This is a genomic window from Actinomadura rugatobispora, assembly GCF_042656285.1.
GTDB lineage: Bacteria > Actinomycetota > Actinomycetes > Streptosporangiales > Streptosporangiaceae > Spirillospora > Spirillospora rugatobispora.
Map to the genome: position 1 here is coordinate 12,929 of NZ_JBHSON010000057.1, position 23,466 is coordinate 36,394.

General features: G+C 71.4%; 21 protein-coding genes, 1 tRNA gene and 1 pseudogene. 10 read left to right on the forward strand and 13 right to left on the reverse strand.

The window, feature by feature from the left end; all coding sequences use genetic code 11:
* Positions 1–95: 95 nt before the first annotated feature.
* Positions 96–740, reverse strand: a complete 645-nt coding sequence (locus tag ACFPZN_RS34110; RefSeq protein ID WP_378286437.1) for a DUF1444 family protein — start codon at positions 738–740, stop codon at positions 96–98.
* Positions 741–947: 207 nt separating this feature from the next.
* Here ACFPZN_RS34110 and ACFPZN_RS34115 point away from each other — a divergent pair, with 207 nt between their 5' ends.
* From ACFPZN_RS34115 to ACFPZN_RS34150, 8 genes are all read left to right on the forward strand, one after another.
* Positions 948–1,595 carry an ABC transporter permease gene (locus tag ACFPZN_RS34115; RefSeq protein ID WP_378286438.1) on the forward strand — a complete coding sequence of 216 codons (648 nt, stop codon included), beginning with the start codon at positions 948–950 and terminating at the stop codon, positions 1,593–1,595.
* Positions 1,588–2,859 carry an ABC transporter ATP-binding protein gene (locus ACFPZN_RS34120; RefSeq protein ID WP_378286439.1) on the forward strand — a complete coding sequence of 424 codons (1,272 nt, stop codon included), beginning with the start codon at positions 1,588–1,590 and terminating at the stop codon, positions 2,857–2,859. The genes ACFPZN_RS34115 and ACFPZN_RS34120 overlap by 8 nt, the downstream gene beginning before the upstream one ends.
* Positions 2,856–3,692 carry an ABC transporter permease gene (locus ACFPZN_RS34125; protein ID WP_378286440.1) on the forward strand — a complete coding sequence of 279 codons (837 nt, stop codon included), beginning with the start codon at positions 2,856–2,858 and terminating at the stop codon, positions 3,690–3,692. The genes ACFPZN_RS34120 and ACFPZN_RS34125 overlap by 4 nt, the downstream gene beginning before the upstream one ends.
* A complete protein-coding gene (locus ACFPZN_RS34130) occupies positions 3,692–4,699 on the forward strand; it encodes a glycine betaine ABC transporter substrate-binding protein (RefSeq protein ID WP_378286441.1) in 1,008 nt (335 codons plus the stop codon). The genes ACFPZN_RS34125 and ACFPZN_RS34130 overlap by 1 nt, the downstream gene beginning before the upstream one ends.
* Before the next feature lie 379 nt (positions 4,700–5,078).
* Positions 5,079–5,777 carry a nucleotide exchange factor GrpE gene (locus ACFPZN_RS34135; RefSeq protein WP_378286442.1) on the forward strand — a complete coding sequence of 233 codons (699 nt, stop codon included), beginning with the start codon at positions 5,079–5,081 and terminating at the stop codon, positions 5,775–5,777.
* Positions 5,774–8,266: an Hsp70 family protein gene (locus ACFPZN_RS34140; protein WP_378286443.1), complete on the forward strand. Its 2,493-nt coding sequence runs from the start codon at positions 5,774–5,776 to the stop codon at positions 8,264–8,266. Before ACFPZN_RS34135 ends, ACFPZN_RS34140 begins: the two co-directional genes overlap by 4 nt.
* A gap of 86 nt (positions 8,267–8,352) precedes the next feature.
* The gene (locus ACFPZN_RS34145) at positions 8,353–9,291 is read left to right on the forward strand and encodes a hypothetical protein (protein ID WP_378286444.1); all 939 of its coding nucleotides are present in this window, start codon (positions 8,353–8,355) and stop codon (positions 9,289–9,291) included.
* A complete protein-coding gene (locus ACFPZN_RS34150; RefSeq protein WP_378286445.1) occupies positions 9,288–10,847 on the forward strand; it encodes a hypothetical protein in 1,560 nt (519 codons plus the stop codon). The genes ACFPZN_RS34145 and ACFPZN_RS34150 overlap by 4 nt, the downstream gene beginning before the upstream one ends.
* Here ACFPZN_RS34150 and ACFPZN_RS34155 read toward each other — a convergent pair.
* From ACFPZN_RS34155 to ACFPZN_RS34165, 3 genes are read right to left on the reverse strand one after another with little or no spacing between them, the layout of a single operon-like run.
* Positions 10,844–12,331 (reverse strand): cobyric acid synthase, encoded by a 1,488-nt coding sequence (locus ACFPZN_RS34155; RefSeq protein ID WP_378286447.1) that lies wholly within the window; start codon positions 12,329–12,331, stop codon positions 10,844–10,846. The two genes, ACFPZN_RS34150 and ACFPZN_RS34155, sit on opposite strands and share 4 nt — an antisense overlap.
* Positions 12,328–13,224, reverse strand: a complete 897-nt coding sequence (locus ACFPZN_RS34160; RefSeq protein WP_378286487.1) for a cobalamin biosynthesis protein — start codon at positions 13,222–13,224, stop codon at positions 12,328–12,330. The genes ACFPZN_RS34155 and ACFPZN_RS34160 overlap by 4 nt, the downstream gene beginning before the upstream one ends.
* Complete coding sequence (locus ACFPZN_RS34165; RefSeq protein ID WP_378286448.1) at positions 13,208–13,897, reverse strand: phosphotransferase; 690 nt, start codon at positions 13,895–13,897, stop codon at positions 13,208–13,210. The genes ACFPZN_RS34160 and ACFPZN_RS34165 overlap by 17 nt, the downstream gene beginning before the upstream one ends.
* Before the next feature lie 227 nt (positions 13,898–14,124).
* On the opposite strand from ACFPZN_RS34165, the gene ACFPZN_RS34170 reads away from it, so the two are divergent.
* Positions 14,125–14,201: transfer RNA gene (locus ACFPZN_RS34170), tRNA-Arg, on the forward strand.
* A 452-nt stretch (positions 14,202–14,653) separates the two neighbouring features.
* Here the strand turns inward: ACFPZN_RS34170 and ACFPZN_RS34175 are convergent.
* The 4 genes from ACFPZN_RS34175 to ACFPZN_RS34190 all read right to left on the reverse strand — a co-directional run bounded on the left by ACFPZN_RS34175 (position 14,654) and on the right by ACFPZN_RS34190 (position 16,781).
* A complete protein-coding gene (locus ACFPZN_RS34175) occupies positions 14,654–15,145 on the reverse strand; it encodes a hypothetical protein (RefSeq protein WP_378286449.1) in 492 nt (163 codons plus the stop codon).
* A 161-nt stretch (positions 15,146–15,306) separates the two neighbouring features.
* Entirely contained in the window at positions 15,307–15,927 is a 621-nt protein-coding gene (locus ACFPZN_RS34180; protein ID WP_378286450.1) for a dihydrofolate reductase family protein, read from the reverse strand.
* Positions 15,927–16,433, reverse strand: a complete 507-nt coding sequence (locus ACFPZN_RS34185; RefSeq protein ID WP_378286451.1) for an SRPBCC family protein — start codon at positions 16,431–16,433, stop codon at positions 15,927–15,929. The genes ACFPZN_RS34180 and ACFPZN_RS34185 overlap by 1 nt, the downstream gene beginning before the upstream one ends.
* A 3-nt stretch (positions 16,434–16,436) precedes the next feature.
* Complete coding sequence (locus ACFPZN_RS34190) at positions 16,437–16,781, reverse strand: ArsR/SmtB family transcription factor (protein WP_378286453.1); 345 nt, start codon at positions 16,779–16,781, stop codon at positions 16,437–16,439.
* A 665-nt stretch (positions 16,782–17,446) separates the two neighbouring features.
* Between ACFPZN_RS34190 and ACFPZN_RS34195 the strand changes: the two genes are divergently transcribed.
* Positions 17,447–18,169, forward strand: a complete 723-nt coding sequence (locus ACFPZN_RS34195; RefSeq protein WP_378286454.1) for a hypothetical protein — start codon at positions 17,447–17,449, stop codon at positions 18,167–18,169.
* Positions 18,170–18,428: 259 nt separating this feature from the next.
* Here the strand turns inward: ACFPZN_RS34195 and ACFPZN_RS34200 are convergent, their stop codons facing one another.
* The 5 genes and pseudogenes from ACFPZN_RS34200 to ACFPZN_RS34220 all read right to left on the reverse strand — a co-directional run bounded on the left by ACFPZN_RS34200 (position 18,429) and on the right by ACFPZN_RS34220 (position 22,959).
* A complete protein-coding gene (locus tag ACFPZN_RS34200) occupies positions 18,429–18,620 on the reverse strand; it encodes a WD40 repeat domain-containing protein (protein WP_378286455.1) in 192 nt (63 codons plus the stop codon).
* A 576-nt stretch (positions 18,621–19,196) separates the two neighbouring features.
* A pseudogene (locus ACFPZN_RS34205) lies at positions 19,197–19,358 on the reverse strand (protein kinase domain-containing protein); the annotation flags it as partial.
* Between the two features lie 592 nt (positions 19,359–19,950).
* A complete protein-coding gene (locus ACFPZN_RS34210; protein ID WP_378286456.1) occupies positions 19,951–21,015 on the reverse strand; it encodes a Gfo/Idh/MocA family protein in 1,065 nt (354 codons plus the stop codon).
* The gene (locus ACFPZN_RS34215) at positions 21,012–22,022 is read right to left on the reverse strand and encodes an LLM class flavin-dependent oxidoreductase (RefSeq protein WP_378286458.1); all 1,011 of its coding nucleotides are present in this window, start codon (positions 22,020–22,022) and stop codon (positions 21,012–21,014) included. The genes ACFPZN_RS34210 and ACFPZN_RS34215 overlap by 4 nt, the downstream gene beginning before the upstream one ends.
* 100 nt (positions 22,023–22,122) lie before the next feature.
* Complete coding sequence (locus ACFPZN_RS34220) at positions 22,123–22,959, reverse strand: SAM-dependent methyltransferase (RefSeq protein ID WP_378286459.1); 837 nt, start codon at positions 22,957–22,959, stop codon at positions 22,123–22,125.
* Between the last annotated feature and the right edge of the window lie 507 nt (positions 22,960–23,466).

Here is a 23,466-nt window from a genome sequence, read left to right on the forward strand (position 1 = left end):
GCGCCCGCGTCGCATCGTGGATCGGCGCGCGGCCGCCGGCGAGCACGACCACCCGGTCAGCGATCGACCTTGCCCGGCAGGGAACGGTGAGCCGGTCAGGCCCCGAGGGGTGACCAGACGCCCTCGCGCCACACACGGAGCTCGCGGGTGAGCAGATGGCCGGCGGGGACGTTCCAGGCGGGGTCCGGGTCGCCGTCGCCCTGGTCCTCCGACCAGACCCGCTCGACGGCCCAGCGCAGCTTGTCGACCCCGTCGGGGTGCCCGGTGCCGGACGCGACGAACACGTCCCGGCCGGGCGTCGCCACCACCAGGTCGCCCTCCACGTCCTGGGCGAGCTTCTCCAGGAAGCCGTCGTCCAGCAGCAGGCCCGCCTCCAGCCCGCCCTCCCCCAGCGACACCGTCACCGCGCGCGCGTCGGGGTACCAGCTCATCCGCAGGTCGGGACGGAGGTTGCGCAGGTTGACGGTGGCCAGGCGGCGCAGTTCCTCCGGGGCGAGCCCGAGTTCCGCGCAGTGCCGCCGGGCGACGTGCTCGTACCGGCGCCCGCCCGGCTCCGGCCGCAGCGCCTCGGCCGCCGCGGACTCCCCGGACAGCTCCAGCGCGTAGGTGATGTACAGGTCGCCCGCGAACGGGTCGCGGATCGGCTCCTCCTCGGGGGGCAGCGGGAACTCCAGCTGCACTTCGGCCGGTACCCGGGCCTTCATCAGCGGGACGATGAGACTGGTCCGCGGCTCGGTCACGGGACGTTCCTCCTGGGGCCGGTGAGGTTCCGGAGCGGATCACACTACCGGGATCGGCGCCCTCCGGCCGTACGCCCCGCCACCGCCGCGCCACGCGCCGTTCCGTAACCGCTGGGGCCGATGTGACTGATGAGGCTCATGGGATCGTGATCAAGCCGTGAGGTGAGCGATCCCACGACCCGGGGTACCGAAGAACCCGGAGGGATCGTGAACTTCTGGGAATATCTGAGCAGCCGTCGCGAACTGCTGTTCTTCGAGACCTGGCAGCACGCCAGCATGGTCTTCCAGTGCGTGCTGGCCGCGCTGGTCCTCGGGCTGCTCATCGGCCTGGCGGTCTACCGGAGGCCGGGCTGGGCCGGTTTCGCCACCGGCGGCGCGGGAGTGATCTTCACCATCCCGTCGCTGGCCCTGCTGGGGCTGCTCATCACCCCGCTGGGCCTGGGCGTGGCGCCCAGCGTGGTCGCGCTCACGCTCTACTCGCTGCTGCCGATCGTGCGCAACACCATCGTCGGCCTGAACGGCGTGGACCCCACGCTGGTCGACGCCGCCCGCGGCATCGGGATGAGCCGCCGCGCGATCCTGCTGAAGGTGGAGCTGCCGCTGGCCTGGCCGGTGATCCTGACCGGGGTGCGGGTCTCCACCCAGCTGGCCATGGGCGTCGGCGCCATCGCCGCCTACGTCTCCGGGCCCGGGCTGGGCGAGCAGATCTTCTCCGGGCTGGGCCGGCTCGGCGGCGCCAACGCCGTCAACATGACGCTGGCTGGAACGCTCCTCATCATCCTCCTGGCCCTGCTCTTCGACGGCTGCTACCTGCTGATCGGCCGCCTGACCACCTCGCGAGGCATCCGTGCGTGACACGTCCGACAACACCGCCGACCCGTCCGGCCCGCCGGGCCCCGCCGAACCCGCCACCGAACCCGCCGCCGAACCCGTCAGCGAGTCCGCCAACGGCGGGATCCAGCTGATCAACGTCACCAAACGCTTCCCGGGCCAGGAGACGCCCGCGGTGGACGACATCACGCTCACCGTCCCGGCCGGGGAGATCGTGGTGCTGCTGGGCCCGTCCGGCAGCGGCAAGACCACCACCATGCGGCTGATCAACCGGCTGATCGAGCCCACCTCGGGCAAGATCATCGTGGCCGGCAAGGACGCCATGAGCCTGGACCCGACCGAGCTGCGCCGCCAGATCGGCTACGTGATCCAGAACGCCGGGCTGTTCCCGCACATGACCGTCGGCACCAACGTGGGCCTGGTCCCGCAGATGCTCGGCTGGGACAAGCAGAAGATCGCCGACCGGGTGGACGAGCTGCTGCGCCTGGTCGCCCTCGACCCCGCCGTCTACCGCGACCGCTACCCGCGCGAGCTGTCGGGCGGCCAGCAGCAGCGGGTCGGCGTCGCCCGCGCGCTGGCCGCCGACCCGCCCGCGATGCTGATGGACGAGCCGTTCGGCGCCCTCGACCCGATCACCCGCGAGCGCCTCCAGGACGAGCTGCTCCAGCTCCAGGAGGAGCTCGGCAAGACGATCGTGTTCGTCACCCACGACGTGGACGAGGCGCTGAAGCTGGGCGACCGGATCGCGATCCTGCGCGAGGGCTCGCAGATCGCCCAGTACGGCACGCCGCAGGAGATCCTGCTGAACCCGGCCGGCGAGTACGTGGAGCAGTTCCTCGGCGGCGGCCAGGCCATGAAGCTGCTGAAGTTCGGCCGGGTCGCCGACGTGCCGCTGTACCAGGTGCCCGAGGCGACCCCGGACGAGGACGCCGACACCGTCCGCGCCCGCATCGGCGCCTGGGAGGACGGCGATTTCGGCATCGTCCTGGACGAGCGGCACCGCCCGCTGCGCTGGATCACCCAGGAGGATCTGGAGGGCGCGTCCGGTCCCATCGGCGACCGCGGCGAGGCCACCGCCGCGCCCATCCGCGGCCGGCTGACCCTCCAGCAGGCGCTGGAGGCGCTGATCCAGATCGAGCAGGACTGGGTGCCGGTCGTGGGGGCGCGCGGCGTCTACCGCGGCACCGTCACCCTCGGCACGCTCCAGAACGCCATCAAGGAGATGAAGGAGCGCACCCGCACGCGGCGGAAGGATCCCCGGCAGGAGCAGGAGGCGGCGGGCACGTGAGCGAACCGTCCGGCCCCACGGCCACCGCCGCCAGGCCCGCGCCGCCCGACGCGCCGCGCGCCGCCGAGCTCGCGCCCGGCGACGCCGCGTCGGCGCTGCACGCGCCCACCGCCGGACGTTCCTGGCGGGCCCTGCTGGAGCCGCTGCTCATCCTGCTGGTCGGCGCGGGCTGGCTGCTGTACGTGGCGAACGCCGACCTCGACAGCATCGAGTCCCGCAGCCTGGCCCCGGGCTACGTCGCGCAGAAGACCTGGGAGCACATCGAGCTGACCGCCGTGGCCACGCTGCTGGTGCTGGTCATCGCGGTGCCGGCGGGGGTGCTGCTGAGCCGCCGCTGGGCGCGCCCGGCCACGCCGGTGGTGCTGGCCGTCGCCAACATCGGGCAGTCCGCCCCGTCCATCGGCATGGTCGTGCTGCTGGCGGTGCTGTGGGGCGTCGGGTTCTGGACGGCGATCGTGGCGCTGGTCGCGTACGGGGTGCTGCCCGCGCTGCGCAACACCATGGTCGGCCTGCAGCAGGTCGATCCGACGCTCGTGGACGCGGGCCGCGGCATCGGGATGTCGTCGGCGGCCGTGCTGGGGCGGGTCGAGCTGCCGCTAGCCGTGCCCGTCATCCTGGCCGGGATCCGCACGACGCTGATCCTGATGGTCGGGACGGCGGCGATCGCCTCGTTCATCAGCGGCGGCGGGCTGGGCGACCTGGTGACCACGGGCGTCACCACCCAGCGGACCCCGGTGCTGCTCACCGGCTGCGTCCTGATGGCCCTGCTGGCCCTGCTCATCGACTGGCTGGGCGGGATCGCCACCCGCTTCCTGTCGCCGAAGGGACTCTGATGCGCCCCCACCGCCGTACGCACGAACCGGTACCCGGGAGGGGGCCGCTGGCGGCCTTGCTGGCCTGCGTCGCGCTCCTCACGCTGGCGGGCTGCGGGCTGAAGCCGGCGTCGGCGTTCGTGCCGGACGTCGAGCCCGGGAGCATCCGGCCGATCCCCTCGTTCAAGGACTCCACGATCCGGGTGACCTCCAAGGAGTTCACCGAGCAGCTGATCCTGGGGAAGATCGCCGTGCTGGCGCTCACCGCCGCGGGCGCCGACGTGGTCGACCACACCAACGTCCAGGGCAGCGTCACCTCCCGCAAGTCGGTGACCACCGGCGAGAACGACCTGGCCTGGGAGTACACCGGCACCGGCTGGATCAACTACCTGGGCCAGGAGAACCCGATCCCCGACCCGCGCGAGCAGTTCGAGGCCGTCCGCGACCTGGACATGAAGCGCAACAAGATCGCCTGGCTGGCGCCGCCGTCCCCGGGCAACAACACCTACACGATGGTGGTCACGCGGGACTCCCAGCGGAAGTACGGGCTGCGGTCGCTGAACGACATGGCCAAGGTCCCGGCCGGGCAGCGGACGTTCTGCGTCGAGTCGGAGTTCTTCTCGCGCAACGACGGCATGCGCGGGATGTTCCAGCGGTACGGGCTGGCGTACGGGTCGAGCGTCCCGGCGGGCAACGTGCGGCAGATGGCCGCGGGCGTGATCTACAACGCCACCGTGCGGGGCAGCTGCGTGTTCGGGGAGGCCTACGAGACCGACGGCCGGATCCAGGCGCTCGACCTGCAGCCGCTGACCGACGACAAGAGGTTCTTCCCCAACTACAACCCCGCCGTGGTGGTGCGGGAGCCGGTGCTGCGCAGGCATCCCGAGCTGACCGCGCTGTTCGCCCAGATCAGCCCGAAGCTGTCCACGGCGGTGCTGCGCGATCTCAACAGCCGGGTGGACGTGGGCGGCGAGGACCCGGTGTTCGTGGCCCGCGACTGGATGCGCAGGCAGGGCCTGATCCGTTAGGCCGTCCGGGCGTCCAAACCTCGTTAATCAGACAGAAGAAACATAAGGGAAATAAGAGACGGCCAATGGTCCGGCTCCGCCGCGCCTTTTTCCGCGAATTGTGGCCGGATCCGGACAGGCCGCGAACCGAACCAATCGGCACTCCCCGATTTCCGCTCCGGACCGGCGACCGGCGGCCGCACGGGCCGATCAAGATAACGGGAGGAAGGCGGGCGTTTCCGGGCCGGACCCTCCGGCGGGCTCCGCGGCCCCTGCCGCACCGGCCCTCCAGTGGGCCCCGTGCGCTGCGCGAACGCAAGGAACAACGCCCTGGACATTCCCGCTTGAACGGCGGGAAAATCACCTTCGCATCGAACAAGATCGGGAGGAACTCACGGGGATGGGGCGCGTTGTGTCGGGAGCCGGGGCCGCACTCCGGCAGTGGCGGCATCCCCGGGAATTCAGAATCCACGCGTCCGCGTGGCCCGCGGACGCCCTCACCGCTCTCACCGAACTCGCCCGGGCCGAGGCCGCCCGGGCCGAGGCCGCCCGGGCCGAAGCCGCGGCGGCGGCCCTCGACAGGGCCGACGCCCCGCCGGACACGGCCGTACGGTCCGGCCCGGCCACCGTCGCAGGCGCGGACACCGTCCCCGCCGACACGGTCACCGACCTTCCCGTCCCGGCGCCCGGCGGCGCGGCGGCGGACGACGACGACGACACCGGCCCCGGTGGCCTCTCCGGGCGCTCCCTCGCCGACGTGGCCACCAGCCTGTGGCGGCTGCGCACCCGGGTGGACCGGATGGACGACGCCCCGCGCGCCGTCGTCCGGCACCTGGAGACCGCCTGGGACGCGCTCACCGACGCCGGAGTCGAGATCAAGGACCACACGGGCGAACCCTTCGACGTCGGGCTGGCGATGTCCGTGGTGGCCTACCAGCCCACCCCCGGCCTGCACCGCGAGCAGATCATCGAGACCGTGCGGCCGGGCGTCTACCTGGGCGACCACTCGATCCAGATGGCCGAGGTGATCGTCGGAACGCCCGACCCCCCACCCGAGGCGCCCGCAGCGGGCACGACGGAGGAAACGCGCACGACATGACCAGGACCACGATCGACTTCGGTATCGACCTCGGCACCACCAACAGCGCGATCGCCAGGCTCAACGGCGTGGAAGCCGAGATCGTCAAGAACGACCTCAGTTCCGACACCACCCCCTCGGCGGTGATGGTCGACCGCCGCGGCCGGCTCATCGTGGGCCAGGCGGCCAAGCAGCGCGGTGAGAGCGACTCCGGCAACACCTGCCTGGAGTTCAAGGGCCTGATGGGCACCACCGGGAAGCCCAAGGTGTTCGAGGCCACCGGCCGCTCGATGGAGCCCGAGGAGCTGTCGGCCGAGGTGCTGCGCTCGCTGCGGCAGGACGTCGCCAAGCGCACCGGCGAGGAGATCACCGCGGCGGTCATCACCGTCCCGGCCGCGTTCGACCTGAGCGCCTGCGACGCGACCCGGCGCGCCGCCGGGCTGGCCGGGCTGACGCACGCCCCGCTGCTGCAGGAGCCCACCGCGGCGGCGCTGGCCTACGGCTTCCAGACCGATGACGAGAACGCGTTCTGGCTGGTGTACGACTTCGGCGGCGGCACCTTCGACGCCGCCGTGATCAGCGTGCGGGACGGCGAGTTCACCGTCGTCGACCACCGCGGCGACAACTTCCTCGGCGGCAAGCTGATCGACTGGGCGATCGTCGAGGAGCTGCTCGTCCCGGCGGTGGCGCGGGAGTTCCAGTTCACCGACCTGCGCCGCGGCAACCCGAAGTGGTCCGCGGCGATCAACAAGCTGAAGCTGGCCGCGGAGGCCGCCAAGATCCAGGTGTCCAGCGCCGAGTCGACGAGCATCCTCGTCGAACTGCAGGACGACTCCGGGCAGCTGGTCGAGTTCGAGTACGACCTGCTGCGCGCCGACGTGGAGCGGCTGATGGAGCCGTTCATCGTCCGGTCGGTCAACCTGTGCCGCAAGGCGCTGGAGGAGAGCCGCCTCGGCCCCGGCGACATCCAGAAGGCGCTGCTGGTCGGCGGCCCGACGCTGACGCCGTACCTGCGGCGGCGGCTCGCCGACCCGCGCGAGGGGCTGGGCATCCCGCTCGACCACAGCCAGGACCCGATCACCGCGGTCGCCCGCGGCGCCGCGATCTTCGCCGGCACCCAGCGGGTCGACACGATCACCGCCGCGCCCCCGCCGACCGCCGGCGAGTACGCGATCGAGCTGGAGTACCGCCCGGTCGGGCCCGACATCGAGCCGTTCATCGGCGGCAAGGTCACCGGCGGCGCCACCGACGGCTGCACGGTCGAGTTCGTCAACCCCGAGTACAAGGGCAAGCCGGCATGGCGCAGCGGGCGGATCCCGCTGGGGCCCGACGGCACGTTCACCGCCACGCTGTGGGCCGAGAAGGGCCGCGCCAACACCTTCCAGATCGAGTTCGGCGACCCGACCGGGGCGCTCAAGCCGATCACCCCCGGCACGCTGACCTACACGGTCGGGGTCGTGGAGACCCAGCCGCCGCTGATCCACTCGGTCGGGATCGGGCTCGCCGACAACGAGGTCGAGTGGCTGCTGAAGAAGGGCACGCCGCTGCCGGCGCGGCGCCGGATCGTGCTGCGCACCACGATCGGGGTCAGCCGCGGCGAAGGCGAGGGCATGATCCGGATCCCGGTGGTCGAGGGCGAGCACCACCGCGCCGACCGCAACCGGCAGATCGGCCGGCTGGAGGTCATCCCCGAGCAGATCCGCCGGGACGTGCCGGAGGGCAGCGAGGTCGACCTCACCCTCCTCATCGACGAATCCCGGCTGGTCACCGCGCGCGCCTACATCCCGCTGCTGGACGAGGAGTTCGAGCACGCGATCAACCTCCAGAGCGAGACCGCCCCCGACCCCGACCGGCTGGCCCGCGACGTCGCCGCCGAGAAGCAGCGGCTCGCGCAGGTCCGGCGGCGCGCGTCGGAGTTCGCCGACCCGCGCGCCGAGCAGGTGCTGGCCAGGATCGACAACGAGAACACCGTGGCCGACCTCGACAAGCTGGTCGACGCCGCCCGCGTCGACCCGGGCGCGTCCATCACGGCCGAGAACCGGCTGCGCGACCTGCGGGCCGCGACCGACGAGGTCGAGGACGAGCTGGAGTGGCCGGCGCTGGTCCAGGAGGCCCGCGAGCTCGTCCCGGCGGTGCGCGACATCGTCCGCGACCGCGGCAAGGCGTCCCACCAGGCGCCGCTGGAGGCCGCCGAGGAGGCGGTCCAGGAGGCCATCGCCGCGCACGACGCCGACCTGCTGCGGCAGCGCGTCGCCGAGCTGCGGCAACTGGCCCTGCGCGTCCTGGACGAGTCCGGCGACCTGGCCTTCCTCGCCTTCGAGGAGCTGCGCACCCTCCAGCCGGAGATGCGCGACCAGCGCGAGGCCGAGCAACTGCTGGCGACCGGGCGGCGCGCGGTGGAGACCAACGACGTCGGCACGCTGCGGCAGGTCAACGCCGCGCTCGGCGAGCTGCTGCCGTCGCCGCCGCCCCCGCCCGACCCGTTCAGCACCGTCCGGCGCAGCCGGTGAGGGGCGGTCCGCCGATGCCCGCGCCCACGTCCGCGTCCGCGAAGCCGTCAGCGGCCGGGCCCGCTCCCGGAAGGCCGTCCCTGCCCATGTCCACGCCTGTACCCGCGCCGACACCGGCGCCGGAGCCCGAGCCGGAGCTCGCGGTGCGCGAGGTGGTGCTGGCCCAGGCCAGGGAGCTGGCCCGGGCCGGCCGTTACGCCGAGGCCGAGGAGCTGCTGGACGGCCCCTGGAACGAGGGCGGCCGGGACGTGGCCGCGCTCGACCTCAAGGCCCGCATCCACGCGCAGCAGGGCCATCTGGACGAGGCCGACCGCTGCTGGGCCGAGGTCGCCGAACTCGCCCCCGGCCACCGCGGCGCCGCCGAGGGACGGCGCCGCATAGCCGCCGTCCGCGCGCGCGCCGCCACGGGCGGGTTCACCGGCCGTACCCTTACGGCGCGGTTCGCTTTGCGGGCCGCGGCTGCGGTGGTGGCGCTGCTCGCCTTCGTGATGCTGGCCGACCTGTGGGCCGACGGCGGTCCCCGGCCCGAACCGGCGGCGAACCCGTCCGCGGCCGCACCCGCCCCGCCCGCGCCCGCGCCTGCGCCGTCCACTGAGGACGTACTGGCCGGGCTCCGGCTCGACGGCCCCGGCGTGCGCGTCCAGCGGCGGCCCGGCGAGATCGCGGTCACGTTCGACCGCGGCCTGTTCCGCGACGGCGCCACCCTCTCCCGGCAGGGCCGGGCCGTCCTCGACGGCCTCGGCGAGCGGCTGCGGCCGTACAACAGCCGGATCACCGTCGCCGTGATCGGCCACACCGACCGCAGCGCCGTCCGGCCCGGCGGCGAGTACGCCAGCAACGTCGAGCTCGGCACGGTCCGCGCCACCGTCGTCCGCGAGGTGCTGCGCTCCTCTGCCCGGATCCCCACGTCCCGGTTCACGGTGTCCACCCTCGCGGGCATGCTGCCGCCCTACCCGGGCCAGGACTCGGGCGACGCCCGCAACCGCACGGTCAGCCTGCGCGTCTCCGCGGCGGGTGCGCGATGACCACCGCCAAGGCGGCCTTCTTCACCCGCGTCGGCCCCGAGCTGTACCGGGAGAACCCGTTCCGCGTCGCCGGGCTGTCCATCGACGCCGGCGCCCGCGACATCCGGCGGCGCACCGAGGAACTCCAGATCAAGGCGAAGATCGGGGCCGGGCCCGGCTCCGGCTCCACGCCGCTGCCCCTCGACCCGCCCCCCGATCTGGAGACCGCGCAGGAGGCCGTCCAGCGGCTCCGCGACCCGCTGCGCCGCATCGAGGCCGAGCTGTTCTGGTTCTGGCCCTCGCACAACGCCGCGTCCAAAGGCGTCCGGGACGAGGCTCTGGAGGCGCTGCGCGCGGGCGACATCGCCCGGGCCGAGGAGCTGTGGACCAACCCCGGCCCCGGCCGCGCCACCGCCGTCGCCGCGCACAACCTGGCCGTCCTGGCCCACGCCCGCGCGCTGGACGCCGGCGGCCTCGACCCCGCCGGCGACGAACTGTGGACCAAGGCCCTGCGGAACTGGCGGGCGGTCCTCGGCAACGACGCGTTCTGGGACCTGGTCGCCGCCCGCGTCCGCGAGGCCGACGACCCCCGGCTCGGCCCCGGCTCCGCCGAGGAGCTGCGCGAGCGCCTGCCCGCCGCGCTGCTGTCCATCAGCGCCCGCCTGGTCGTCGACGTCGCCCGCGACGGCGGCCACGCCCAGGCCCGCGCCCACGTCGACCAGATGTCCCGCGCCGGCTTCGCCGAACGGGCCGTCGGCGCCGCCCTGCGCGACGCGTCCGGCGCCGACACCGCCCGGCTCCGCGCCATGGGCAAGTCCGCCGCCGAACGGGTCGCCGCTGACCCCACCCGCGGCGCCGAGGAGGCCGGACGCCTCCTCGACCAGGCCGAACCCCTCCTGGCCGCCCTGCGGGCGGTCCTGCCGTCCGACGACTCGCTGCTGCTCGGCATCCGCGACGAGATCGCCGCCCACGCCATGCGCTGCGTGGTCATGTACGTGAACAAGACCGACGGCTGGCAGGACGCCTCCGCGCCGCTCGAACGCGCCCTGGCCATCTCCGCCACCGAGGCCAACCGCACCCACGTCCAGAAGAACCTCGACACCGTCCGCGACAACCTCGTCTACGCCACCTGCTGGTTCTGCAAGGAGCGCAAGCCGGACGAGGCGTCGATCTACGAGCAGCCGATGTACGGCGACGTCAACCGCCAGGTGGTCCCCTACGGCTACAACGCCCGGCAGGTCCAGACCACGTGGCGGAAGATGTCGGTGCGGGTGCCGCGCTGCGCCCAGTGCGTGCAGGCGCAGAAGAGCCGCACCGGCAAGGTGTGGGGCATCGGCTGCGGCGTCAACCTCGCGGTGCTCGCCCTGGCGGTCATCCTGATGATGTCGGGCGCCGTCGCCGTCGGCATCATCCTGATCGTGCTGGACGTCATCGGCTTCGGCGTCCTCGCCAACGTGGCCGAGACCAACGGGCTGGCGAAACAGGAGTTCAAGTCCCTCAACGAGTACCCGCCGATCAAGGAGCAGCTCCGGGCCGGCTGGCAGTTCGGCGAGAAACCCCCGAACGCCGGAAACTAGGCGCCCGGAGGAAGGACCGGGAGACCCGCGGGGGCGCCGTGCTCGATCAGCCGCCAGATCGCCGCGGTGTCGAGATGCTCCTCGACCAGGTCGCCCAGTGCGTCGAGGGTCTCCTCGCGCAGCGCCTGGAACGACACGTCCGGCGCCGGGGTGAAATCGCGCCCCGCCCCCCGCGCCACATCGGCCAGGAACGCCCTGCGGAAGCCGTCGTTCTCCAGCGCGCCGTGCCACGTCGTGCCCCACACGGCCCCCACCCGGCAACCGTCCAGGAACGGCTCACCACCGTCCACCGCGACGATCCCGTGGTGGATCTCGTACGCGCTGACCGGCTCCCCGTAGGCCCTGCCCTCCGGCCGCCCCAGCACCTTCTCGCCGTGGAACACGACGTCCGCAGGAAGCAGCCCGAGCCCTTGGACGCCGCCCTTGCCCGACTCGTACTCGTCGTCGATGTGCCGCGCCAGCATCTGGAACCCGCCGCAGATACCGAGCACGGGCCGCCCCTGCTCCGCCCGCCGGACGATCTCGTCCGCGATGCCCCGCTCCCGCATCCACGCCAGATCGTCCACCGTCGCCCGCGTCCCGGGCAGGACCACCAGATCCGCGTCCACCAGATCCCCTGGGCCCGCCGCGTACCGCACCGTCACACCCGGCTCGCAGTTGAGCGCGTCCAGGTCGGTGAAGTTCGAGATCCGCGGGAAACGCACCACCGCGACGCGCAGCGACTCCCGCCCGTACGGCGCCGCCGCGCCCGGCCTCGGCGCGTCCAGGGCCAGCGTGTCCTCGGAATCCAGATACAGGCCCAGTTTCCAGGGCAGCACCCCGAACGTGGGCCGCCCCGTCAGCGCCTCCAGCCGCTCCAGGCCCGGCTCCAGCAGCTCCGCCGCGCCCCGGAACTTGTTGATCACGAAGCCGGCGATCAGCGCCTGATCCTTCTCCTCCAGCAGCGCCACCGTCCCGTACAGGGAGGCGAACACCCCGCCCCGGTCGATGTCCCCCACCACGACCACGGGAAGATCCGCCGCCCGCGCCAGACCCATGTTGGCGATGTCCCCGGCACGCAGATTGATCTCCGCCGGACTGCCCGCACCCTCACAGACCACCACGTCATAGGACGCGCGCAGCTCCGCCATGGACGCCGCCACGACCTCCCTGAGCCGCTCCTTGTGCGCCCCGTACTCCAGGGCGTCGACCTCCGCCACAGGCCGTCCCAGCACCACCACCTGGCTGCGCCGGTCACTCCCCGGCTTGAGCAGCACCGGGTTCATCTCCGCCCTCGGCTGCACCCCCGCCGCCTGGGCCTGCATGTACTGCGCCCGGCCGATCTCGGCGCCGTCCACGGTCACCATCGAGTTGAGCGACATGTTCTGGGCCTTGAACGGCGCCACCTTCACGCCCTGACGCGCCAGCCAGCGGCACAGGCCCGCCGTCACGACGCTCTTCCCGGCGTCCGAGGTCGTCCCCGCGACGAGCAGCGCCCCGCTCACCGCTTCACGCCCGCCAGGACCCCGGCCAGAAGGGTCACCGCAGCCGAGAGCCGGACCGCCCTGCGCACATCGACCACCTCCGGGGCACGCCCGTCCCCCATCTCGGGCCGGGCCTCAACACGCCCCCCATAAGCATTGACTCCCCCCAGACGCACCCCCAGAGCCCCCGCAAAGGCCGCCTCACACCGACCTGCATTAGGACTGGGATGCAAAGCGCCATCCCGCCTAAAAACCCTCCACGCCCTACCCCCCGAACACGCCACCACCAACAACCCGGTCACCCTCGCGGGCACCCAATTGAGCGCATCGTCAAGCCGTGCCGCCGCCCAGCCGAACTTCTCGTACCGGGGACTCCGGTAACCCACCATCGCATCCAGCGTGTTGGCCGCCCGATAGGCCAGCAACCCCGGAACACCCCCCACAAGCCCCCACACCAGCGGGGCCACCGCCGCATCAGACGTGTTCTCCGCAACGGACTCCACGGTCGCCCGCGCCAACTCCGCCTCGTCCAGGCCCGAGGGATCCCGCGCACACAAATGCGAAAGCCGCCCCCTCGCGCCCTCGAGATCCCCCTCCTCAAGAGCACGCGCCATGGCCCGCCCTTCCCTCCCCAGGGAGGTACCGCCCAACACAGCCCACGTAGCAGCCGCCGTCACCGCGACCCTGGCCACAGGACGACGCGTCACCGCCTCCAGCAGCACCCCCACCCCAGCAGCACCCCCGACGAGCACCCCCGTATAGAGCACACCCCGCGCCCGCGAATCCCCGTACATCCTCCGCTCCAACCACCCGGCCACCTGGCCGAAAGCGGCCACCGGATGCCCCCGGCGCGGATCCCCGAAAACAACATCCAGGGCGACCCCCAGAAGCAACCCCTCACGCGAGCCGCGCATCAAGCTCATCCCAGTTCCGCTCCAGCCAGTCCTGCGCCCTGCGGATCCGGGCACCCGCCCCACCGCTCCAGAGCCGCGCCCAGGCACCGCCCACCTGCTCCGCCCTGAGCCGCATCGCCTCGTACGACCGCTCGAACCGTACCCGCGCCGCGGGCAGCACCTCCCGCCGCCCCTCCCGATCCAGCCCGTAGACATCGCAGAAGACCCGCAGCCGCTCCGCCACGTCCACCCCGCCCAGCCGCCAGTCCCGATCCCCGGGATCCGCGATCGGCGCCCAGTGCCGCATCGTCGTCACCACGTCGTACATCCGCGTCGTGGGCCGCGCCAGATCGAAATCGATCAACCCCACCGGCACCCCGCCCCGGAACACCACGTTCTCCGGCGTCACATCACAGTGCCCCACCAGCTCGGGCGCCCCGTCCAGAGCCGACGCCTGAGCGTCCCAAGGCGCATCCACCGGCGCCTCATAGGACGCCACCGCCTCGTGATACCTGCGCAACAACAACGCCACGCCCCTCAGGGCCTCCTCCGTCACCGCATACTGCGGCAGGGGCCTTCCAGGCGCCTCCCCGTCGACCCAACTGAGCACCTCCCGGCCCTGCGCGTCCACCCCGAGCACCCGAGGAGCCCCCTCGAACCCGACCCGCTCCAGATGCCGCAGCAACCCGTGCACAGCAGGACTATGCGCCCCCAGAGGCCGGCGCACCGTGTCCCCGACCCGCACAACGCCCTCCGTCACTTCCCCACCGGAGAGCGGCACCTCCACCTCGACCGCCACACCCCAGAAGATAAGCCGTCCCAGCCACCACCCAGGCCCGTTTCCGCCCCACTGCCAGCCACACCACACCAATACCCTCGTGCGAAGACCGCGGGTCGCGCTCTACACTCAGGGCGCAACAGGCGCCCATAGCTCAGCCGGATAGAGCATCGGTCTTCTAAACCGACGGTCGGGGGTTCGAATCCCTCTGGGCGCACCACCTGACCTGCGGAAACGTGGATGACCCCGCGGTCGCCCACCGCCGGTCATGCCCCACTACGTCACCCCACGTCGCTCCATGTTCGCTCGCCGCCACCAACCCGGACACCGGCGGGGTCAGATCATGGAGCCCGCTCTCCCCGCACGCCCCCAACTCGTCCAGCACCAGCCGGTGCAGCTTGCCCCGGACCCACGCTCGACGTACCCGAGCGCGACCATCTCTGGCCGTTCGGTCTTGGCGGCCTGGCTGACGCCCTCGGAGGACTGCGTGGTCACCCACCGGCGGCTGGCCATTCCCGGCCCTTCGCTCAGGGTGCCGCCCTAAACGTCGGAGGTGTCGGCGTTGTACTCCAGCACGATCCCCGAGCCGCCGCGGCGGCGGCCGAGCTTGGGCGCCCCGACGCTGAACCAGCAGCGGGGCCGGCCAGTGTCGTCCCAGCCGACGTGCTGGCCCTACTCCACGCCGCCCTTCTGGTCGCCGAGCTCGGCAAGCGGCTGGGCAACCGGGACGAAGTCCCACTGATTCCACGCCTTCTGCACCTTCCTCCCGGACGGGCCCGGGTGGAGCGGCATGGTCAGCCAGGGGTCACGGCCCTCGACCAGGCGGCGGGCTATGTCGGCCTGGTCCGGGTGCCAGGTCTGGGTGCCGATGAACCAGCCGTACCAGCTCGGCCGCGGTGATGTCGCCGGTTCCCGAACCGAGGTGGCGGTCGCGTCGAGCGGTGACGATGCCGCCCCACACCAGCACGTTGTTGCGCTCGACGAACAACATCGTGGGCAGCGGCATGGTCGCGTCGGGGACGCGGCGAGCCCGTCGCCGCCGACCGGGCCCCGGCCCTTGAAGTCGCTGGCGGCCGACAGCTTCTGCCCGAATTGGGCGCCTTGGACCGGCAGCGTGTCGATCAGGTCACCGAATGCCCGGCCGTAGGGCCTGCGGTTCCTCACGGTGCCGCAGCCCCGCACTGGGAAGCACGAGGGGGGCACCAACGAAACGACGGGCGACCCCGACGGGACCTCGCCGGGCGAAGGCCCTGTCCGCCCCGACCCGACATGCCTCAACCGCGTGGGTGTTCCTTCGCGTCCGCCCTGTGTCGTCCGCCGTGCGCCTACCGCTCGCGGACGGCGTAGGTCAGGTGCGTCACCCTCGGAGAGGGCTCCGCGCGGACCGGCTCCAAGGCCACGCGGCCCGCGTCCACTCCCTCGAACAGGCGGATCCCGGAGCCGAACAGCACGGGTGAGAGCGCGATCGAGAACTCGTCGATCAGGCCGGCGTTCACGTACTCCAGGATCGTCGCGCCGCCGCCCGCGATGCGGACGTCTCGGTCACCGGCGGCCTCGCGGGCCTGGTCGAGCGCGGTCTCGATGCCATCGTTGACGAAGTGGAAGGTGGTCCCGCCCGGCCGCTCCCAGGGGTCGCGCTTCTCGTGCGTCACGACGAAGACCGGCGTGTGGAACGGCGCCTCCTCCGGCCACATCTGCTCGCCGGCGTCGAACATGCGCTTGCCCATCACGCTCGCGCCGGTGCGCTCGAACGTCTCCCGCGCGATGTCGTTGTCGCGCCCTTCCTCGCCGCCCTCGCCGAGCTTCAGGTTCTCCCGGAAGAACCGCTGCGGAAAGATCCACTGCTGCAGTTCCATCCACTGCCGCCCCATCAACTCCTCGCTGGACTCGGGCGCGATGAACCCGTCCAGCGACATCGACACGCTGAAGAACACCTTCCCGGCCATCAGTCCTCAACTCCCTTCGAAACGATCTCGGTGACGTAGGCGGCCAGGTTGCCCAAGGTCTGCCGGCCGCCCTCGATCGCGTGGTACTTCTCGACCGCCTCGTCGCGCAACTCCTTGGTGGGGAACACCGTGCGCATCTCGATCCGGGTCGCCGCGCCGTCGGGCGCGAATGTGAGGACCGACTCGAAGGCGTTCGGGTCGCCGCGGGACTCGCCGTGCAGCAGGGAGATCCGCTCCGGCGTGGCGATCTCGGTCCAGGAGATCCACTCCTGGTAGTCCGTCCCGTCCGGTCCGTGCATCACGAAGTCCCACACCCCGCCGACGCGGAACTCGAACGCCCGCGTGGTGGTGGTGAACCCCTCCGGTCCCCACCACCGCGACAGGTGCCGGACCTCGGTGAACGCCTCGAACACCAGCTCCCGTGGGGCGTCGATGACCCTGGAGATCACGATCTCGCGGTCGGCCGTCGCGGACTGCGCCGGCGCTCCTCGTCCAGTCGCACTCATCGGCTACTCCTCCTCCTGCCTTGCTTGCTTGAGGTCCTGCACGTACGCGTCCAGCCGGTCGAAGCTCTCGTTCCAGAACCGCTCGAACCCGCCGGTCCACTCGTGGACCGGTCGCAGCCCGCGGGCGTCAAGGCCGTACAGGCGCTGCTTGCCCGCCTTGCGGTCCCGCACCAGCCCGACCTCCCGGAGCACCCGCAGGTGCTTGGACGCCCCCGGCTGGGTCATCCCCAGTTCCCGGGCCAACTCGGTCACCGGCCGCTCACCCGCCCGCAGTAGCACCAGGATCTCCCGGCGCTGCGGCTCGGCGATCGCGTTGAAGACGTCCGACGTCGTCGCTGCTCGTGCCATGGCCGCCATCATATTCCCATATCGGCATGCGTCAAGCCGGAGGGTTCCGGCGGGTCTTGTCAGATGACGATCGCCACCGACACCACTGAGCCCCACGCTCGCAAGGTCCACTACCCGCGTTGCAGCAGCCGAGATGTCCAATCCGCTCGTTTGGGGCCCATGGCACGTTCCTTCCGGCATCCCGAAGCTGCCTGGGCCCTACGTTCCGGCCTCGGGTCGGGCGGGAAAGGGGCCCGGCCGAAGGCCGGGATGTCTGTCCCCGGGAACGCTGGCCCGCGGCCGCGCGGCACCCCTTCGCCCGTGACCGCTGGCGAGGGCTGGGACGGTGGCAATGTGCCGCGTTCGGGAGAAGACCCCCCTCTCCAGCGGCGTGACTGCCCCATTTATGCCACCAGGGCCTCGGGCGCCACGGAGCGACGAAACCGGCACGCGGTGAGGGCTGGCGAGGGGGAGGTCAGGCGCGGGTGGCGTCCAGACCACATACGCCAGAAACCCACATTGAGTCGATCTTGATCCGGAGCTGTACGGGATAGCGCGCCGCTGCCCGCGTAACGACTGGCGCGCCCAGCGGTCGTCACCCGCGGCTGCAGGAATCACAGGAATGCCGCAGACAGACCGGTGAGCGCGGAGAACCGACCTGGCAACCGGTGTCGGCGGTGGGCGCGATGACCGGCGTCGTGGCCGACCAGCTCGCCCGCCCCCGCGAGATGCTGGCGATGCTGGAACGGGCCCGCCCCGGCGAACAGGTCCTGGACCAAGCGATGGCCACCTCACGTCACAACGACATGCTCTTCACCTGCGGAAACTCGTATACCCCCGTGAACGCAACCTTGGCCCACGTCAGGTGTCACATTCCGGGCGGCTGTGGCGTCATATTACCGAGAACGAACCATTCACTCCGGCCGCCTCGCATCCGATTCAGCGAAGCGGGAGAGAGCATGAGCAGGGATGAGAGGAAGATCATGTCAACAAGAGGTCGGCGTTCGTTGACCGTGGCCGCAGTCACTGTCGCCTTTCTCGGGCTTACTGCTTCTCAGGCATCCGCCAGCACCACGGTGTCCGTCCGGACCACCGACAGCGGAGCAATCGGAGGAACGGGGATCTTTTGGGGTGACAATCCGGGCGCCTACGACCCGGACATGCGCACGAGAGAGCGGCTTGGGGCGTGCGACAAGCAATCCGATGGCCTCCGTGTTTACGCCGAAGTTCAGTGGGGTTCGAACAACTTCTTCGCCATTGAAGACGCGGATGGCGCAGGGAACGGATGCCATGAAGTCTGGCTGCCGAACATCAAGGAAGAGACCAAGGTCTATATCAAAGCGTGCCTTAAGGACGGCCACAACGGGCGGCAGCGGTACTGCAGTGATTGGGGAGTGGCCCGAGCATAGGGCTGAAGCGACAAGCAGCGAGCGTCCGACCTGGTGATCGAGGATGCACTCACATCAGTCAGCTGCGAAATCAAGATCGACTCAATGCGGGTTTCTGGCATATGTGGTCTGGACCCCGGGTGGAGTGTGACCGCGGAGCTGTGGGACGCGGCGCGCGGGGAGTGGTCGTTACGGCTGGACGCGGCGGCCGCCCGCAGCGCTGTCGACTGCGTGCGACCGCGCAGCCCGGATGGAAGGGTTCACCACCGCGTATCCGGTTTCACAGTTGCCACAACTGCACGCTGTTGGCCGTGCTGGCGGTGGCGAGGATCTTGCCGTCCGCGCTGAACTCCAGCGGTTCGCGGGCGCTGGTGAGGCGCTGGTCGATCCCGGTTTGGGTGGCCATGTCCCACAGCAGCGTCTCGTCCTCGATGCCGATGGCCAGGAGCTTGCCGTCCCGGCTGAACGCCACCGAACCGACGGAGTCGGTGTAGCCGGTGAGCTGGCCAAGGAAGGTGGTAGGGGGCGGGTGTCCCGTCCGGTGGGGGTCTTCCTGGGTGAGGGCGTGGTGAGCGTCGGCAGGGCGGTGGCCAGGCCTGCAGTGCCCAGTCCAGTGAGCAGGCGGCGGCAGGTCTGGATCCGGCGCGGCAGCGGGGTGATCTCGCGTTGTGGATCCGGGCGCGTGCCGCTCCCCGGAACCGGCAGGACCGGGTTCGTGGGACGCCGCACGGTGGGTGCCGCCGGGCCGATTTCGATGGCCTGCCGCATCGCTGCGGTGTCCCGGTGGCGTTGCTGGGGGTCTTTGGCCAGCGCGGTCCCCAGGACCTGGTCCCAGAAGAGGGCCGGATCCGGATTCAGCTGCGAGGGCTGGGTCTTGTGCAGGTGTCCGAAGAGCACGACGGTGGGCGAGTCCCTGGTGAAGGGCCGGCCGGTGAGCATCCCGTAGGGCACGCACCCGACCGAGTACAGGTCCGAGCGGGCGTCGGCAGGCTTGCCGTCGGCCTGCTCGGGGCGGGGTGCCGATCCGCGCCCCGGTGGCGGTCAGCCGGGTGGCGGTCTCCGACATGAGCTTGGCGATCCCGAAGTCCATCACCTTCACCCACACCCGGCCACCGGCGCGGTGGGCCATGATGTTGGCGGGTTTGATATCACGGTGCACCACCTCCTGCCCGTGGCTGCGCTCCAGCGCCTCCAAGACCGCCACCACGATCTGCCCGGCCTCGCCCGGGGGCGGCGGCGCCTAGCGCAGCAGATCGGCCAGCGTCCCTACCTCCACCAACTCCGTCACCAGGGACGGAGCCGGCTCGGCGCCCCCGGCGTCCTCACCGGTGTCGTGGACGACCGCGATGTTGGGATGCGACAGGCCCGCCGCTGCCGCGCCTCCTTCCGGAACCGGGCCCGGAAGTGCTCATCGCGCAGCATCTGCGCGGGCAGCACCTTGACCGCCCCGACAGCACCCTCACCACCACCTCCCACCCATCACGGTCAGAGCCCGGACGATCCGCCTGGCCGGTACGCCCCGTCGCATCCCCAGGGCCCAGACGGACCAGCGCTGGTGGTGCTGGTGATCTGGCCCTGGAGGACACGGACCTGCACGCCGCCGATGGTCGGCGGAGTGATCCGTCGGGCAGCCGGCGCAGCAGTGGCGGGTTGCGGCGGGCCGACAACCGGACCAGGAAGGCCGGGCGGGGTGTGTGTTCGGCCGCGATGGCCGGCCTCGTGAGGTCGGCACCGGGAGAGGTCGACGGGGCCGGGGCTCCGGCCTTGCCTGCGGTGGCGATGATCGCGGTCGGGTGCGGGGGTCAGGGGTGCGTTTCGGTGATGTCTGCCAGGTGCAGGAGCTTGAGGGCGTCGTCGAAGGTGGGGAGGTCGGGGTCGAGGTCGCCGTTGATGGTGCGGGCCAGGCGTCGCGCCAGGTGGGCGAAGGCGTGGCCGGGGGCGTGTGGTGGCGGGTCGATGATCGGGTCGTCGTCGGGTGGCGGGGTGAGCCGTTTCAGGGTGGGGTCGTCATGGCGGGCGCCGTGGAGGGTGACAGGGTGATGACCGGTGTGGCCGGGGGCCTCAGCGCGCAGGTGCCCGTGGCTGCCGTAGACCTCAAGGCGCCAGCCGCTGCCGTGCCAGGCGATCCATGAGGTGTGGATGGAGCAGAGGGCACCGTCGGCGGTGCGGGCGGTCAGGGTGGAGCTGTCGGCGCTGGTGGCGTTGATCGGTCCGTCCGGGCCAGGCCAGGTGGGTTCAGCGGTGGCGGTGTGGCCGGCCACGTCGGTGAGGGGGCCGAAGATCCAGGTGATCAGGTCGGCGGTGTGCAGGCCGTGGACGCGCAGGGAGCTGGCGCCGGTGGTGGCGTCGGCGCACCACAAAGACGCGGCGGCCTGTTCGGGGCGGGTGAAGGTGGGATAGAAGGCGGTGGCGTGGATGTTGTGCACTCGTCCGAGCCAGCCGTCTCGGACGAGCCGGCGCAGGTGCCGCAGGCCGGGGGCGAAGCGTGATTGCAGGTCGACGACGGCGTGCGTGCCCGCGGCGTGTGCGGCGTCGGCCATCTCGGTGCCGCTGGGGGTGTCGGGGGCCAGGGGCGCTTCGCACAGGACGTGTTTGCCGGCTTGCAGGGCGGCGATCGCCATGGGCGGGTGCAGGCTGGGCCGGGTCACCACGTCGACCAGGTCCACCTGGTCGGATTCACAGAGCCGCCGGTAGTCGTCGTAGGCGCTGGGGATGCCGAAGCGCCGTGCCGCCGCCTCGGCGGTGTCGCGGTGCGCGGTGGCGATAGCGGTCACATCGATCCCCGGCAGCCGCGCGTACACCGGCAGGTGGCTACTGGCCGCGTAACTGGCGCCGATCACGCCGACCCGCAGGGGGCGGCCGGTCACGGCCGGGCCGGGCCGGGGTCTGTGTCCATGACCTCGGAGGCGAACAGCTCCATTGCGGCGAGCACGCGGTCTTGGTCCGGCCCGGACGGGTGCCGGAAGATCAGCAGGAAGTCGTCCACTCCTGCCTTGGCGCGGTAGTCGGCGATCGCGGACCGGCATTCGTCCGGCGTTCCGAAGATCATCCGGTCCCGCATCAGGTCTTCGAGGGTGATCTGGTCCGCGGCGGTGACGTCCGGCATGTCGGTGATCGCGCCGTAGGACCAGAGCGTGCGCACCATGTCGATGGCGGTGGCGCCGAAGTCACGGACGGCGTCCTCGCGGCTTTCCGCGGTCCAGCAGAACCGGATCGCGGTGACGTGCGGGGTCCGGCCGGATCGGCGGGCCGCCTCCCGGTAGGTGTCGCCCATCTGGCGCATGGTGTCCACCGACATCAGCGCGTTGCTGATCCAGCCGTCGCCCAGGCGGCCGGCGCGGGCCAGCCCGCCCGGCGACCATGCGGCCAGGTGGATCGGCGGCGGGGACTGCACAGGGCGGGGGATCACCGAAACGTCCTGGAAGTCATAGATGCGGTCGGTGAAGGAGAACCGGTCGCTGGTCCACGCCTGCCGGATGATCCGCACCGTCTCGTCGAATCGCTGGACTCTGCCCTCCCAGGGGACCCCTACCGTCTGGTAGTCCTCTGGCAGGTAGCCCGCGCCGAGCCCGAGGTACAGCCGCCCACCCGACAGCTGGTCGAGCATGGCGGCGTCCTGGGCGAGTTCCATCGGGTTGTACAGCGGCGCGATCGCGATGCTGGTGCCGACCTTGACACTCTGGGTGCGAGCGGCGATCGCGTATGCCAGGTGCAGCGGCGACCCGAAGTACTCCTGGGAGTACTTGTGCTCCGTCGTCAGCGCGGCGAAGTACCCGAGCCGGTCGGCGGCCTCGGCCTGCTCCAAGATCTCGCCCACCACCTGATGCGGATCACCGGAGGCAACGCCCTGAGTGAACACGACACCAAATCCCATGCTCCCGCCCTTCCGCAGGCTTGCCACCGAGATGCGGCTCAAAGGTGTCACAAATCAGGGCACGAGGGCAGAAGAAACCGGCCATCTCCTGATCTTGGTCTCAGTCGGCGGGGCGTAGGGCGACGCCGCCGAAGTGCCACTTCGTGGGGTCGGGTTCGGGGTGCGGCTCGATCTCGGGTCGCCACCAGGGCAGATGGACCGCGCCCGGCTCGAGCAGGTCAAAGCCCTCGAAGAACCGCGCGATCTCCGCCGGGTCGCGCAGCGACACCTGCTCTGTCGCCGTGTCGTAGGTCTGGGTCATCTTCGACACCGCCGTGGCGCCTGCGGCGCGCGTACCGTGCGCGATCACCAGGTAGCTGCCCGGCGCCATCGCCTCTCGGAACCGCTGGACGATCCGCGCGGCATGCTCGGCGTCGGAGATGAAGTGCAGCACCGCCACGAACAGCACGGCGACCGGCTCGCGCAGGTCGACCAGCTTCTGCAGCGCCGGGTGCTCGAGGACCTTGTCGGGGTCGCGGATATCGCGTTCGATGATGGTCGTGGAGCCGTCCTCGGCCAGCAGGGCGCGGCCGTGCGTGGCCACCACCGGGTCATGGTCGACGTAGACGACCCGTGCCTCACGGGAGACCTGCTGGGCGATCTCGTGGACGTTGCCCTGCGTCGGCAACCCGGTTCCCAGGTCGATGAACTGCCGAATGCCCTGGCCCGCGACGTACCGTACGGCACGGCCGAGGAACGCCCGGTTCTCCCGCGCTGTCTGGAACAGCTCCGGAATCACCTGGTGCATCTCCTGGACCGCCACCCGGTCGGCCTCGAAATTGTCCTTGCCGCCCAGGTAGTAGTCGTACATCCGCGCCGGGCTCGGCTTGGTCAAGTCCAGGCCCGCGCTCTGCCATTGGGGCGCCAGTTCGTCACGCCACCACGCAGCGGGGCTCAACCGACGCACCTCCACACGCCCGGGGCTTCTGGCGCGCCCATTATGTCAGCAAACCAGCATGGCGGGAATCATGTGTCGCCACGAACGCACGGACCGTGACGATGTCGACGATGGTGGCTCGTGGGCAGCGTGACGGTTTCCCCCGGCAGGGTGGCTGTCGTCCCTGGCAGGTCCGCGAAGGCCTGATGCAGGAGACCGCGACGTTCAAGTTCCGGCCGCCAGGGAAGCGCCTGATCCAACCGCGCATCGTCTGTCACCCGCCTACCTGCCCAAACCTTCGAAGGGTCGGCCCCGACGAAGCCCAGCCCGGCTCTCACGGCGGGCCGGCGACCACTTTGCGGGTCGCAACGCCCCAAACGGCCGCCAGGATCATCTGACCGTGGGTGCACAGCATCCTCGCTCATACCGCGCCCACCATCGCCGACCGAAGCAAGCGCCGCGGCGGCAGACGCCGCCGCGGACCGGAATTCGAGCGACCGCCCACCGCGCCTCCCGACTGCTGTGCAC

Excerpts from the sequence above, each read along its gene's own strand:
- ACFPZN_RS34130 (WP_378286441.1), top strand. The coding sequence starts at position 3,692 with ATGCGCCCCCACCGCCGTACGCACGAACCGGTACCCGGGAGGGGGCCG.
- ACFPZN_RS34135 (WP_378286442.1), top strand. The coding sequence starts at position 5,079 with ATGGGGCGCGTTGTGTCGGGAGCCGGGGCCGCACTCCGGCAGTGGCGG.
- ACFPZN_RS34140 (WP_378286443.1), top strand. The coding sequence starts at position 5,774 with ATGACCAGGACCACGATCGACTTCGGTATCGACCTCGGCACCACCAAC.
- ACFPZN_RS34145 (WP_378286444.1), top strand. The coding sequence starts at position 8,353 with ATGTCCACGCCTGTACCCGCGCCGACACCGGCGCCGGAGCCCGAGCCG.
- ACFPZN_RS34150 (WP_378286445.1), top strand. The coding sequence starts at position 9,288 with ATGACCACCGCCAAGGCGGCCTTCTTCACCCGCGTCGGCCCCGAGCTG.
- ACFPZN_RS34160 (WP_378286487.1), bottom strand. The coding sequence starts at position 13,224 with ATGCGCGGCTCGCGTGAGGGGTTGCTTCTGGGGGTCGCCCTGGATGTT.
- ACFPZN_RS34180 (WP_378286450.1), bottom strand. The coding sequence starts at position 15,927 with ATGGCCGGGAAGGTGTTCTTCAGCGTGTCGATGTCGCTGGACGGGTTC.
- ACFPZN_RS34185 (WP_378286451.1), bottom strand. The coding sequence starts at position 16,433 with ATGAGTGCGACTGGACGAGGAGCGCCGGCGCAGTCCGCGACGGCCGAC.
- ACFPZN_RS34190 (WP_378286453.1), bottom strand. The coding sequence starts at position 16,781 with ATGGCACGAGCAGCGACGACGTCGGACGTCTTCAACGCGATCGCCGAG.
- ACFPZN_RS34195 (WP_378286454.1), top strand. The coding sequence starts at position 17,447 with ATGACCGGCGTCGTGGCCGACCAGCTCGCCCGCCCCCGCGAGATGCTG.
- ACFPZN_RS34215 (WP_378286458.1), bottom strand. The coding sequence starts at position 22,022 with ATGGGATTTGGTGTCGTGTTCACTCAGGGCGTTGCCTCCGGTGATCCG.